Source organism: Paenibacillus sp. JQZ6Y-1 (assembly GCF_040719145.1).
Lineage (GTDB): Bacteria > Bacillota > Bacilli > Paenibacillales > Paenibacillaceae > Saccharibacillus > Saccharibacillus kandeliae.
On sequence record NZ_JBFDUZ010000001.1, the window covers coordinates 985857 to 1000180 of the forward strand.

Here is a 14324-nt window from a genome sequence, read left to right on the forward strand (position 1 = left end):
GAACATTGTGCAAGCAGACTACATGTGCCGGGGGATGAAGCCGATGAAGAAGCCTTCACTCCATCTTCCCTTGCTTGAGCTGACGGAAGCCCATTCTCCGGAGGCACTCAAACAGAAGCGCATCGTCATTCAGCAACAGCTGTATACATCCTTGCCGGATACCGACATTCGGGAATGGGTCAAAACGGTCAATGAGATGCACGATGCGATTATGCAACAGGCAGTGACAATTTGTGAACAACAATTGCTTGAGGCGGGCTACGGTCCGCCTCCTGTTGCATATTCATTTATTGTTTTCGGCAGCGCGGGGAGATTGGAACAGACATTATGGAGTGATCAGGATAACGGTCTGATCATCAGCGATGAACAGCATGAGCAAAAAGAACGTTATTTTCAAGCGTTTGGCAGTGCACTTGCCGATATGTTGGAGCAACTGGGCTATGAGAAATGTCAGGGTAAGGTTATGTGCTCAGAGCCGCTATGGCGCAAAACGCTTCAACAATGGCAGGCACAGCTGGACGAATGGCGGCAGGAGCTAAGCTGGGAGCCGGTACGTAATTGGATTATCGCTTCGGATATGCGTCATATAGCAGGAGATGAACAGCTATCGCAGCGCTGGATTCATCATTTCTATGACGGATTACAAGAAACGCCAGAGCTGTCGGCAGCCATTTTACGTAATACGGTTCGGCATAAAGCGACGCTGAATGTACTGGGACAGATTGTGCCGGAGCGATTTGGCGAGCATGCTGGTGATTTTGATGTAAAATATGGTATCTATATTCCGCTGGTGAATGCTTCGCGTTTTCTAGCCTTGCAAAATGGCATTCGCGAATCATCAACGTTGAAGCGATTGGAACGTCTGATTCAGCTGGAAGCGGCTTCGCTGGCGTTGCTGGAAATGATGCAGGATGCGTTCCGCACTTCGTTACGGATGCGCAATTCCACACCGATACGCGAGATTGATGGTGGATTGTACGAGAGCAGTGGATTTATGCTGCAAAAAGATTGGCGGCAAAAGCCGTTTTTCCATGAGTTAAGAGAAAGTCTGGGAATCGTTAAAAAAGCACATCGCGTGCTGCAACGGCAGCTGCGCTTTCTGGAAAGGAGACGCTTATGAAAGACCCTGCAAAGACGGGAAGTGGCTTTTGGAGAAGTTTACGTAATGGCGGCGTACCGTCGGCGATTGCTTCTATTGTTGGCGCACCGTCTGCACAGCAGATGGCTTTTATTCGTTCGCTATCACGCGAGCAGCGTCGCCCGGAAGTGCTGCATTATCCGCTGAGTCGGCTGGAAACCGTCGTTTTCGATCTGGAAACGACGGGGTTTCATCCCCAGCATGGCGACGAGATTTTATCTTTTGGCGCAGTGAAGATGGTAGGTAATGAGCAGGTAGATGAATTTTATACCCTTGTTAATTCCAAGGTTCAGGTACCGGATAATATTACGTCGTTGACTGGTATTACCCAGGATATGGTAAATGGAGCGCCTTCTCTTATTGACGGACTGCATGATTTTATGGCATTTGCTGAGCGGTCTGTATTGGTTGCGCATGGAACAGGGCATGACAAGGCTTTTTTGAATGCAGCATTGTGGAAAACATCCAAAATCCAGTTAACACACCGTATTCTGGATACGATGATGATTGCCCGCTGGCTCAAGCCTTCACTTGGTAGTTACGGATTAGACGAGGTGCTGGAAGAAGCCCAGATCCCGGTCACAGTAAGGCACCATGCGCTGGAGGATGCTCGGATGACAGCAGGATTATGGCAGGAATATCTTCGTCTCATGCGTCACAAGCAGGTGGATACGCTGGAGGATCTGTATTCGTGTTTGAGCAATTTCTGATTATTACGTTTGCTGTACGGTTACAGGGATTTGCTCGTGATGATTAGGCAGAATAGTTTGAAATAAGCGGGAGTGTTAGCGGCACAGAAGATGGACGATGTAGCGGCTTATGCTATATCGTCCATTTTAGAAAGGATCACTAATATTCAGTTGCGCTGATTGTAAATGATAAGAAGGAGCAGGAGCAGCAGAGGGTGAAAGCTGCTTCTGAATGTAATAGGCGTTAATAGGGATGATAGACAAATCAGCTTGGTTAGCTTGGCGTTGATCTGGGCAGTCGTTATGCTTGATATGATCGTTATGGAGTGGTGATGGTAAAAGTGTGCCGATCAGATAAACCGAGAGCATCGCGGCAAATTCGGGCAGCTGTTGTAGATCCGCGATGGATGGAAGGGCAGGGGTCATTGGATGGGAATGAAACAGTCCCAGTAGTTCACGCTCCTGATAACAGCAATGAATCCATTCTTGCGGATCAAGCGCAAAATGATGCAGCGGGTCAGGTGCGACGTTACGCAGACTTCGGTATGAATGAATCTGTGTACCACCCGCTGCTTTTGTACCGAGCAATACCCCGCAGACTTCCGCGGTTGGAGAAGAAGTCATATGTTGTACCAATGCGTCGTATGCAGATGGTGCGATAATAATGGCTGACCTTCTTAGATCATTGGAAAGCTGCGACAACGTACTACCCTCTCTCTACTTAGGCTATCCATTCTGATGGACAGCCTCTTTTTTATGGATATGGATCGTTGGTAAGAACTACGCTTTATCTGACATTCCATTCAGTGAAATGAGATCTAATAGACGAAATGAGATGAATAACGTTTAAACAATGAGATGATGAACGTTTAAATACTGCTATATCAAAATGTACCATAGCTTTTGAAAATACCACAGCTTTTGGAAGATAAATAACCCCAAAGTCTGTATGGTACACAGACTTTGGGGCATCAACATTCAGATTATGCTCATTATACGCTCATCGAAATCCATTCATTCACCTGAATATAGCCAACTGTTCGTTTAATGATTGACGATTCCCTGCGATGTAGCAGCAGTTCCGCTAGATGCTTCAGGCAATTGCTGACCAAGCAATGCGTAGCGAATACTATCAACCAATGCTTCCCAGCTCGCTTCGATTACGTTAGCAGAGACGCCAACGGTACTCCATGTACTTTGCAGGTTTTTCGATTCGATCAATACACGAACCTTGGAAGCAGTCGCATCCGCTTCGTCCAACACCCGTACTTTATAGTCAGACAGATGCATTTCGCGTAGGTTGGGAAAACACTGAATCAGTGCTTTGCGCAGTGCGTTATCCAGCGCATTGACTGGACCATTGCCTTCCGCTGCGGTATAGATGCTCTCACCGCCAATGCGGATTTTGACAAAGGCTTCGGAAACGACGGCAGAACCAGCGTTTTTCTCGACAAGCATCTTGAACGATTCAAATACAAACCATTCGGATGTCTCCCCATTCGCTTCCCGCAGCAGTAATTCCAGCGAAGCATCTGCGCCTTCAAATTGGTAGCCCTGATGCTCCAAATCTTTGATTTTGCCGATGATCTGCTTGGTTTCTTCTTTTTCTGGATTGAGGTCTAGATTCATTTCTTTTGCTTTGGACAGGATATTGCTCTGTCCTGCCAGCTCGGAAACAAGAATGCGTTGCTTATTCCCAACCTGTTCTGGCTCAATATGCTCATACGTACGCGAATCGCGCAAAATCGCAGAGACGTGAATGCCACCCTTATGGGCAAACGCGGCATTACCAACATACGGCTGATTGACCGGCATATGCACATTGGCAATCTCGCTTACATAACGAGCGGTATTGGTCAATTGAGCAAGCTGCGCGGTGGATATACAGTCATAATCCATTTTAAGCTGCAAATTTGGCAAAATGGAGCAGAGGTTGGCGTTGCCACAGCGTTCGCCATAACCGTTCAATGTTCCTTGTACTTGACGTGCTCCTGCTTGAACAGCGCTAAGCGTATTGGCAACTGCCAGCTCGCAATCATTGTGCGTATGAATACCGATGCCAGCCCCACCTAGCTCCAGTCGCAGACTGGATACGATTTCATAAATTTCATGTGGCAGTGTACCACCGTTGGTATCACATAGCGTCAGCCACTGTGCACCTGCTTCATGGGCAGACCGGAGTACGGACAGCGCATATTCTGGATTGTTTTTGTAGCCGTCAAAAAAGTGCTCGGCATCAAAAATAACTTCCATCTGCTGTTGCCTCAAAAAGGAGATCGAATCGGCGATCATCGCCAGATTCTCTTCCAGCGTCGTTTGCAGGGCAGTATGCACATGGAAATCCCATGATTTCCCTACCAATGTGGCTGCTTGTGCGCCGGATTCGATCATTCGTTGTAGATTGGCATCTTCATGGGCAACACTACCTTTGCGGCGCGTACTGCCAAAAGCGGTAATCTTCGCGTTCAGCCCCAACTGCTGAACCCGTTTGAAAAACTCGATATCCTTACCATTGCTACCCGGAATACCGCCTTCGATGTAATGAACACCAAGCTCATCGAGCTTTTTGGCGATTTTTAGCTTGTCATCAGCGGATAAGCTGATTCCTTCGCCCTGCGTACCGTCCCGTAACGTCGTGTCGAAAATCGATATGGATTTGGACATGTTGCGGAATCCCCCTTTACATTGGACCAAGATTCATGAACATTCATATACAGTTGTCATAGGTGCATTAATTTTAAGTATAATTGGTTATTATATCATTGGAGTCTATGTAAGGTATACGATAATTTTGCCGTAATCAGCCGCAAAAATTCGTTCATTCTTTGTGCATCATGCCAATGATCATGACATGACTAGCGGTATAGTGAGGAAAATATTCAGAGAATAGCGTTAGTCAGATCATTGCGCATCGTAAGGCGCATTCTGGTAAAATGAAACAGGATCATGTAAACAACGGAGGAATCATCCTATGAAAATCGGAATTGAACATGTCGAGCGTAATGGTAATCTGTATACCATCGACTATACGCTGGAAAAGCCACTGCCATTCGATCTGCATGACATCGTGATGGTGCAAGCAGGCGATTATGTCGTAGGCAGTGTACGACAGCTGGAAGACAAGCGGATTACGCTGTATATTAGCGACGAGCAGTTGGAATGGGGGAAAGAGGCGGTGATTCAACTCGCATTCTCGCCAACCGTTTCGATTGAGGGAAGTCGCGAAATTATTGAGCAGCTGGGATATTTTCCTGACTTTGAAAAGGGAATTATTGTCGGCTATGATGTAGGCAAGGATCAGGTGGAGCTAACGATTGAATTGCCTGACCCCGAAATACGACATGATGTGAAGCTGACTTTTCTAGAGGCATTTGATATTGAATTTTCCCCGCCAGATGCACGGCTGAATGTAATTGCAGAGATTGATTTTCGGTACGAGGTGACTGATCTGGTGGTTGATATTGAAGCGGCACAAGGACTTTCTGGCAGCTTTTTCTGTGGCAAAATTAAGGCGGAGCTGGTGGAATCGACATCTACAGAGCGTTGAATTCGATATTGCACACAAGGCAGGTCCTGATAACAGGGTCTGTCTTTTTGTATAGATGGATTTCGGTTGTGCTTCCAAAAATGTACAGGTATACTTTGATGTAAAAAGTAGGGATACGGATGATCTATATCACTGGAGATGTTCATGGTGTGCCTGGCTTGAATAAGCGGTTGAACACCCGTCAGTTCCCACAGCAAAAGAATATGACCAAAGCAGATTATGTCATCATTGCCGGAGATTTTGGAATGGTATGGAATCTGGATAAGGAAGATCAGTTCTGGTTGAAATGGTTACATAAAACCAAGCCATTTACCACCTTGTTTATCGATGGCAATCATGAGAATTTTGATCTGCTGGAACAATTCCCAGTGGAGCAATGGAATGGTGGTAGTGTTCGTAGGATTAATGATAGTGTGCTGCATTTAATGCGTGGACAAGTATACGAGATTGAAGGGAAAACATTTTTTACATTTGGTGGTGCGGCGTCTCATGATCGAGAATATCGCAAAGAAGGCAAAAGCTGGTGGGCGCGCGAAATGCCATCCGAAGAGGAATATGAGCACGGATTACAGGAGCTACAGTGCCGTAATTGGCAGGTCGATTATGTGATTACCCATACCTGTTCCCGACAAAGTCTAGACTGGATCAGGCAGCATTATGATACCGATGTGGTACCAGATCAGATGCACGATTATTTCCAATATATACAGGAGCATTTACATTATAAGCAATGGTGGTTTGGTCATTTTCATAAGGATGTAAAGGTATCGGATCATCAGCAATTGATTTATCACAATCTCATTCAGATATAAAGTGTCTATAAATAGATAGCTGTACATCATGAACGAAGGTTGCATTTGCTTTGCGCCCATTTTTGAACAAGGGTTGGATTGGGTGAGGCAGACGACGGAGGGGGAATGAATCATGGCACGAGCGGGAAGAGAATTATCCAAGCAGGTAGCGGTTTGCCTGAACAAGCTCTATAAGCTGCAAAATAGCAAATGGTTGGAATTGATCCAACGTTCCGGCGAATATGCGGTGATTCCATATCTGGTGCCGTTTCTGAGCAGTGATGATCAAATGCTGGAGATGACAGCGGAAAATACGATTAGCGATTTGCTGCGTCGCTGCCCGCCCAATGAGCTGGTATGGCTAAGTGAACAAATGCGTGAGCATCTGCCCTATGCGTACCGTGAAAACAATCGACGTTGGACCCAGCTAACGACTGCAACGATGGCAAGCTGGGGGCAGAGTGTGCATCCAGTGAAGTGGATCATGGCTAGCTTCCACCGAGATGGCTATGTACGTGAAGCGGCGGTCAAACGTATGGTGCTGAATCGCGATGGCTCTGAAATCCCCTTTTTGCTTATCCGTACGAATGATTGGGTATCCAGCATTCGTTTCCGAGCGTACAAAGCGCTGCAACAGCGTATTCATGAGCATAATGCCGATATTTTTATTCAAAATATTGCGTTGGTGCAGCGTCTAGTCGATTGTGGTCGTGAGCATCGGGAGCGGTATGATGCCCTGATCGAAGCGATCTATGAGCTGCTGCGTCGCCCGGAATGTGCCACTGCGCTTCAAGCAGGCATGCAGGCAGAAGAACCGTATATTCGGCGGTTCTGCTTCCAGCTTGGATTGCCATGTGATCATCTGGATACAGAGCAACTGCTACAATGGGCGCTTCAAGACAGTGACAGCTCCATTCGCATCTGGGCAGCGCGGCAGGTGTCGCAGCAGCTGCAAGGTGACAGTCTGCTATCTGCATTGGAATATATGCGTCACGATTCATTTCCACCTGTTCGGCGGGAGGCGCTGGAACAGCTGTCCGATGGATTCCCCGAGCAGGCGGTACCTTATGTGCAGAGCGCTTTGCTAGATCGGAATGCAGTAGTACGAGAAGTGGCTCGGCGGTGTATAAGCCGCGTGCAGCCGCTGAATCTAGTGGAATTTTATCTCGATATGATCTGGAATGAGGAGGCGTATCCTTTCCAATTAGCTGCCGCTCTATATGGATTGGGCGAAACGGGACAGGCGGAGGATGCTGAGGTGATCGCCGAGGAGAGGAATCATCCAGAGGTAGCTGTACGCAAAGCGGTCATTCGTGGACTGGCACGGCTGGATATTCGCTCGTATGGGCATGTGCTTCGTGCTGCACTGTTTGATCCGCAGCCAGGGATTTCGCGTGAGGCGGTACCTGCGATTCAGCGGCATATTTATTTGTTGAATCGCGAAGAATGGCTGCACGGATTGTTGGAAAAGCACCCTCGTCATGTGCATCGTAATTTGTTCCGTTTGTTGCCTGCATATGAGCGCTGGGAGCAGCTGGATATGCTGTTGGATATTTTAAACCAAGAGACATTATCATGGATTCGACAAGCAGCCGGGCATCAGCTGAATCGCTGGATTCATCAATCCAATCGGGGATTCCATATGCGACCGTCCGGCGAGACGGCAGATCATTTGCTGGACAAGCTAAAGGCATGTGAGCGCCGAATGGACAGCAATAAAGCACATATGCTGCGCTGGATGATCATGTCCTGAACATACGTGAGGGCGAAAGGAAGGATTCAAGGATGGACAATGATATCAATCGATATCGCCAGCAGCCAGAAGAGGGCGAGGTATTGACTACTTTGGAGCTGACGCATGGTGAAATTATCGCGCTGCGTAAAGCATTGGCTTATCTGAAGTTCGATTGTTTGGATAGCGAAGCGAATTTGTATGCAGGCAGTATCTCATTGAATAGCCTGCTGGGTAAAACGCTGGAAAAAGGACCGCTTGCAGAGCAGACTTGTCATTTTTATAATCGTGTGAACCCGCAGGCGGAGCAGTTTGTGGCAGATCGTCTGGAGCTGGAATATGCGTCCGAAGGTCGCTCGTGGCAACAGCTAGATGCCCAATCTCGGCAAACGATTATGGAAGCGCGACTATATCCTTTTCCCTATTCTGGTGAGAAGCGTACCTATATTACCTACGATGCGCTGTTACCGCAGGAGGGAACGGAGAATGGGGAGCAATGGACACAGCAATTAGCAGATACCATGTATGAGCCGCCACATGCGGAATGGATATCTACCCATTGGAAGCAGCTTGCGCCATCGATGCGGCAATTGCTGCTGGTGTTGGATTACGATATTGAATTGCAAATGAATGGCTTGCTTGGATTATTGCATAATATCGGTGAACGTGAATATGAGTTGTTGCCGATGCTACATGCGCTTGGTTTGCAGCAGGATGCCCAGCTAATTACACCACTTCAAATGCAGCAAAGGCGAGAACGGGTAGAAGGCAATGAGCAGTATAGTGAATCCTTGCTAGAGCGTATTCGGGAAGTGGAGCGGCAGCTTCTGGTATATCGCGATCCGACTATCTTTTATGAGCGTGTGTTTACTTATGCAGATCGATTATTGACAAGTATCCAATCCCAATTGTCGTAGATAAAAGCAATCGTCGTATCTAAAAGCCGCTGTTGAATCATACATGAAGTTGGTGATGGGGAACATCAATTGGGCAGCTATCGGCAATAGTCAGGAAGAGATTTGCCGATGGCTTGTGTACCCATTGAGTGGAGGAATGAAAAGATAAAGGGGAGGTTGCAGATGGGCTGGGAATACGGAGTCACTGTAAACGAACAGGATAATGGTCAAAGCGCCGAAGATACGGCAAGACAGTTGCTAGATGTCTGGTATGAGCGACTGATTCATAACGTGGGACAGCAGTATCGTTTGGAAAAGGATGAGGCTGGGTTTGCGGTATGGAACGACAAGGAAGCGAAGTGGCCTGAGGTGCTGGAAGTACAGCTACAATTGCCAGATAGAGAGGCACAGTCAGCGACGGATACGCCGGGACAAGTAGAACTGTATATATTGTTTCATATTGGTGGTAAGCAAGCGGCAGATATGCTAGAAGTGATGGATTCTACTCTGGCAGAGTATGCTCCTGATGCAGAGCGATTGGAATATTAGCAGGATAGCATGAGTAGGTAGCAAGTGTATCGTTTACATAGAAAGAAGGAGAATCAGATGAAATCAAAAGCAGTCACAACACCATTGGGATTAATGTACGGTCGCGATGCGATCTATGTGGATCAGGTGCATTACCAATATGATCGTCGCAAATTGTTGTTGGAAGGTTCATTGAATGGAGAGCTTGGGAGCGAAAGCGATACAGAGAAGTTTGTACCGTATCAGCTGACATTTGAAGGTGTATATTATTTCCGCGCGACGGAACTGGATTTGCACTTTGCTTTGGACGACATGGAGGATTCTGAGAACATGGAAGGACCGATAGAACATTCGAACTGGGTAGAATATACCGATTCACCGTTACTACGCTCAGCTAGAGAAGAAGGTAAACCAGAATTGCAAGAAATGCGTCATTTTGTGTTGTATACGTATGATGATGTATTCAAGATCGGTTGTCGAAGTTATACATTGAAATTGCATACAGACCTAAATAGTCAGTCTAATGAATCATATACATTGTAATTGAATATGTAGAGCAATAATGGAGTTAGAAAAGATAAGTCTTGGAGGAGAATATGAGCTACTCAAGAAGACTTCGCGCAAACAATCATATCCATATGACCAGAAGTGCTATTGAAAGTGTTCGTAAGGAAAATAACATTAAGTATGAACAATTCCATGAATTTGGCAAATTGGAGTGGCAATCAGTATATCATCAATTATCACAAATATTTGTACCTCGTGGTGTGTATCCTGATGGAAGAACGTTATATCAATGTTGGAAATATTGGGAAGAAGACTATGAAGTATTGTATGCTGGTGAGAATTACCTTGACGACTTGAATTTTATTATCCCCTCTCACGATAAGGTCGTGTTATTAGCAGAAGAAGGTTCATATGGACGGAAAGAGTATTGGCTATACGAAGGATACGTGGATGCAGTGTATCGAATCATTCATGAAGCAGCACTGTATAATTATATGATTGCCTCTAAAAAATATAACTGGATACTGGCTGAAACTCAGGAAGGTTTTTTGTATGGAAAAGGCGAACCAGTTGTAAGCAATATGATCTCATTGAGCAAACGTAAAAAGCGATAAACCTTCTTCACATCAGATCAACGGAATGGTCATTGTCAGATGACTGTTCTTTTTTTATAATAAAATAGAACACATATTCGCTATGTGATTAGGGAACGGGTTATTGGAAGAGATCACCATCTAATCAAAAGAAAAAGATATGCCGCTGATGAATGAGCTGGAAACGGACAGGAGGGGAAGACATGAAGGAGGATACCAGCGGCTACTATCCGACACGCGGACGAGTGATTTTGCATGTGGATATGAATGCCTTTTACTGCTCGGTGCATGCTGCGGAAGAGCCTGAGAAGTATGCTGGCAAGCCGACAGCAGTGGCAGGCAGCGTGGAACTCAGGCGCGGTATTGTAGTGACAGCCTCCTATGAAGCACGACGGGTCGGTGTCAAAACAGGAATGCTAGTCGGACAAGCGCTGCAAAAGTGTCCCAAGCTGACGCTCATATCGCCTGATTTCACTCTGTATCGCAAGTATTCATCCGCGTTTATGAATATTGCCTACAGCTATACCCCTCTGCTGCAAGCTACCTCCATCGACGAATGTTATCTTGATATTACCGGTTCAAGTCAGTTCGGAACACCGATGGAGATCGCTACTGAGCTGCAAAATCGGATTCGCGACGAGTTGCGGCTGCCCTGCTCAGTTGGTGTAGCACCCAACAAGCTGCTTGCCAAAATGGCATCAGACATGAAAAAACCGAACGGAATCTCTATTCTGCGTATTCGTGATGTACCACGTCTGCTCTGGGATCAGCCATGCGCAGAATTATTCGGCATCGGTCAGAAAACGGCAGCTAAGCTGCGCGAGATGGGCATTCGTACCCTTGGACAGCTGGCGGCGGCAGATGAAGCGCGATTGAAGGCACGCTTTGGTGTAATGGGCAGTTGGCTCAAGCAGGCGGCAAACGGAATTGATCATTCGCTGGTTGAGCCGGACAATGAGCCGAACAAATCGGTCGGTCACACGACCACACTGCCTGCCGATATTCAGGATATGGACGATATTCGGCGCGTGATGCTTAATTTGAGCGATCAGGTATGTAGACGTATGCGACGTCAAAAGCTAATGGCACATACGATCCAGATTACAATTCGAACACCGGATATGAAGACGATTACCCGCTCACGAGCATTGCCGGTGCCAACAGATACCGCTGAGGAAGTATACCATGAGGCATGTGAGCTATATACACGTCACTGGCTTGGTCGTGGACCGGTACGTCTGCTCGGCGTAACCCTGCAAAATTTACTGCCACGCGATGAAGCGGCTATTCAGCTCGATCTATTCGATTACGAGCGCCAGCCGCAAAAGCAGGAGCTGACGCATATTATTGATCAGCTTCGTGACAAATTCGGTGAGAATGCCGTGCTTACTGCCGGTATGCTGGGCAATGATCCGTCTGTACTGATTCGTAATCATAAGATTAGAGGAACATCATTGCAGCGAGATGGACGACGGTTTGAGCATGAAGAGGAATAAGCATGGTACAGTCTGTCCTTATCGTGGCGTTTAAGCTGTTAGCGGAAAGGGTAAAATTTAAAATACAGACAAAACAAGGCTGTTTTATGCGGCATATCCAGTTGCGATGACTAGCTGTTATGTGGAATGTATTTGAAATTATGCGTGCTTTGTATTATATTTTGATTATCTGTACAGACTGGGTGTCACATAAATAGACAACTGGAAAGCAATGATGGGAGGATATACAGATGAGTAAATATACTTGGGTAGATAAAGATACATGCATCGCTTGTGGCGCATGCGGAGCAACGGCTCCTGATATCTATGACTACGATGATGAGGGTTTGGCAGAAGTGATTTTCGGCGGCGATAACAACCGCGGTGTTACTGCTATCCCAGAAGACATGTACGAAGATATGGTAGATGCTTGCGACGGTTGTCCAACCGATTCGATTCGTGTAGAAGACGAGCCATTCGCAGAGTAAGATCCATACGATACCTTCAACGGTCCATTGAAGATATTGATGTTAAGCAGAAGAGAAAAGCGTTTTTCCCATGATTGGGGAAAGACGCTTTTTTTGATCATACGATAAAATTGTGAAAATCAGCTTATTCTCATTTCGTATTTCTGAAAAATTGCGTTATATTGCAAGCAGAATTTGATGCCTCAGCCCTACAGTCTATCTATCGTCAAAACGATAAGATTGACCGATAAAGAAGATAATGGACGTTTTGTCGGCAATGCTACACGTGTTTACGTGTTTTCTACAACATACATAATCATTGCCAAAAGAACAATAGGCAGGGAAGGAGATTCGGACCACCGTCCGGGAAACACATGAAAAACCTACTTTACTTAAAACGTTATGTCAAAATGCATCCCGATAACCGGATGGGTTGGTACCTGCTGGGCAAGGAATACGAATCCGACGGTCAGATGGGCAAAGCGAATTATTGTTACAATCGTGCAGGGGACATTTACGAAGCGTTTGAGCAAAGCCAGATTCCGGCAGATGTGCTAAAGCAGTATGAAGCCGAGGTGATGCAGGTTGCCCGTGTGCGCGAGCGGAAAATTCGGCGTAGGCGTAATGTGATGCTTGGTGTACTGCTGCTATTTTTACTGACGATGCGGTCGGTTGGATTGCCTGCTGCGGATGACAGCCAGACTGCACAGGTATCGAACGGTGCTTCATCCTCTAGTAGCGATTTGGCGCAGACTTCGGGAGGAGAGCAGGCGGAAGCGGATCAGACACCGCCGGGTTATCATGCGCCGATTAGCTTTACAGCGGCAGCGATGGCAGCAGGTAGTAGTTCGGCGGGTGATGGATTATCGCAGTATATCGCTCAGCAGGTTCACGATACGCAACCGAAGCTGGCAGCTGTACTAGGTATGGAGCAATCCGGTCAATGGCTGCTGTGGAAGCATACGTTGCCAGTCGCGTATACATTAGCAGAGGGAGATAAACCGGGACAAATTGATGTGCAATCCTACAATGCCAAGGCTTGTCGGTGTCAGCCTGGACAGCCTGCGGGCACTGCCCATCAAGCTGCGAGCTGGATGCAGCAGCAGGAGCAGCTTGCTGTTATGCAGACTGCGCTGGCAAATTACCAAACAACCAGTGGGCAGCTACCAACGGCGCTTGGACAGCTGGATCGTTCATTCCCTGTCAATTGGCTGTCCGGTACGACTCAGGCAATGGATACGTCATTTTCAGCCCTTCAGCCATATCCATTGGATGATTCAGCGATGATGCCGGAGCAAGGATTTAGCGGGGATACACAGAAGCTGTTTGCGTCCACGCTGGGCAACCATCCTTATTTTACAAAGCCATTGGAAATTATCGTGGATAAGAAAAATCATCGGCTGGGATTGGTTAGTGGCTCGATTTTACTGCGCAATTATCCTGTCGGATTGGGCGGTCATCATACGCCTACTGGTACATTCCGCTTGTCGATCAAGGTGATCGATCCCAATGGTAAGTCCAACGGTGAATTTGGAAGTCGGGGTATGCAATTGTCTGATACGAATTATGCGATTCACGGGACGAATGAACCGGATAGCATCGGTGCGGATGAGTCGCTGGGCTGTGTGCGTATGAGCAAGGCAGATGTGGAGGAGTTGTTTGATATGGCTCCCCTCGGTACGAAGGTGACGATTACAAATGATGTATTGCCTGATGATGTATCTGTTCCGCAGAAGCGCTATACGAGCACGAAGAAGCCGACTCAGAATCAGACCGATCCAAGTCGCACGTATCACTGGTTGAACTAGAGACGAAGACGGATTGTTGTTCGCTCTTTTTATAAAATAGGGCATAAAAATGGTCTGACCACATGTATAAGTGTTCTACCCTATGAAACAGCAGTATCAGAAAAGCGGTCTTCTCAAAAGCAGAAGATCGCTTTTCTTTTGCCGCAGAACAGG

General features: G+C 46.8%; 14 protein-coding genes. 12 read left to right on the top strand and 2 right to left on the bottom strand.

Annotation, left to right across the window (positions count from 1 at the left end; genetic code table 11):
- Positions 1–43 precede the first annotated feature (43 nt).
- Positions 44–1120: a DUF294 nucleotidyltransferase-like domain-containing protein gene (locus tag ABXR35_RS04310; protein ID WP_367055912.1), complete on the top strand. Its 1077-nt coding sequence runs from the start codon at positions 44–46 to the stop codon at positions 1118–1120.
- The gene (locus ABXR35_RS04315) at positions 1117–1848 is read left to right on the top strand and encodes an exonuclease domain-containing protein (protein WP_367055915.1); all 732 of its coding nucleotides are present in this window, start codon (positions 1117–1119) and stop codon (positions 1846–1848) included. The genes ABXR35_RS04310 and ABXR35_RS04315 overlap by 4 nt, the downstream gene beginning before the upstream one ends.
- Positions 1849–1974: 126 nt before the next feature.
- Here ABXR35_RS04315 and ABXR35_RS04320 read toward each other — a convergent pair whose 3' ends face one another.
- Both ABXR35_RS04320 and cimA read right to left on the bottom strand, forming a co-directional pair.
- Positions 1975–2529 carry a M67 family metallopeptidase gene (locus ABXR35_RS04320; protein ID WP_367055918.1) on the bottom strand — a complete coding sequence of 185 codons (555 nt, stop codon included), beginning with the start codon at positions 2527–2529 and terminating at the stop codon, positions 1975–1977.
- A 342-nt stretch (positions 2530–2871) separates the two neighbouring features.
- A complete protein-coding gene (gene cimA, locus ABXR35_RS04325) occupies positions 2872–4491 on the bottom strand; it encodes a citramalate synthase (protein WP_367055921.1) in 1620 nt (539 codons plus the stop codon).
- Between the two features lie 307 nt (positions 4492–4798).
- On the opposite strand from cimA, the gene ABXR35_RS04330 reads away from it, so the two are divergent.
- From ABXR35_RS04330 to ABXR35_RS04375, 10 genes are all read left to right on the top strand, one after another.
- The gene (locus ABXR35_RS04330; RefSeq protein ID WP_367055924.1) at positions 4799–5374 is read left to right on the top strand and encodes a hypothetical protein; all 576 of its coding nucleotides are present in this window, start codon (positions 4799–4801) and stop codon (positions 5372–5374) included.
- 119 nt (positions 5375–5493) lie between these two features.
- Entirely contained in the window at positions 5494–6186 is a 693-nt protein-coding gene (locus ABXR35_RS04335; protein WP_367055927.1) for a metallophosphoesterase family protein, read from the top strand.
- Between the two features lie 112 nt (positions 6187–6298).
- On the top strand, positions 6299–7918 hold the full coding sequence (locus tag ABXR35_RS04340; protein ID WP_367055930.1) for a HEAT repeat domain-containing protein: 1620 nt from the start codon (positions 6299–6301) through the stop codon (positions 7916–7918).
- A 32-nt stretch (positions 7919–7950) separates the two neighbouring features.
- Positions 7951–8814, top strand: coding sequence for a hypothetical protein (locus ABXR35_RS04345; RefSeq protein WP_367055933.1), 864 nt, complete (start codon positions 7951–7953; stop codon positions 8812–8814).
- A gap of 162 nt (positions 8815–8976) precedes the next feature.
- Positions 8977–9342 carry a hypothetical protein gene (locus ABXR35_RS04350; protein WP_367055935.1) on the top strand — a complete coding sequence of 122 codons (366 nt, stop codon included), beginning with the start codon at positions 8977–8979 and terminating at the stop codon, positions 9340–9342.
- A gap of 57 nt (positions 9343–9399) precedes the next feature.
- On the top strand, positions 9400–9864 hold the full coding sequence (locus tag ABXR35_RS04355; protein WP_367055938.1) for a hypothetical protein: 465 nt from the start codon (positions 9400–9402) through the stop codon (positions 9862–9864).
- A 53-nt stretch (positions 9865–9917) separates the two neighbouring features.
- Positions 9918–10442, top strand: coding sequence for a DUF6756 family protein (locus tag ABXR35_RS04360; RefSeq protein WP_367055941.1), 525 nt, complete (start codon positions 9918–9920; stop codon positions 10440–10442).
- 182 nt (positions 10443–10624) lie between these two features.
- Entirely contained in the window at positions 10625–11917 is a 1293-nt protein-coding gene (locus ABXR35_RS04365; protein ID WP_367055944.1) for a DNA polymerase IV, read from the top strand.
- Between the two features lie 230 nt (positions 11918–12147).
- Positions 12148–12384, top strand: a complete 237-nt coding sequence (locus ABXR35_RS04370) for a ferredoxin (RefSeq protein WP_367055947.1) — start codon at positions 12148–12150, stop codon at positions 12382–12384.
- 353 nt (positions 12385–12737) lie between these two features.
- Positions 12738–14171: a L,D-transpeptidase gene (locus ABXR35_RS04375; protein ID WP_367055950.1), complete on the top strand. Its 1434-nt coding sequence runs from the start codon at positions 12738–12740 to the stop codon at positions 14169–14171.
- Positions 14172–14324 lie beyond the last annotated feature (153 nt).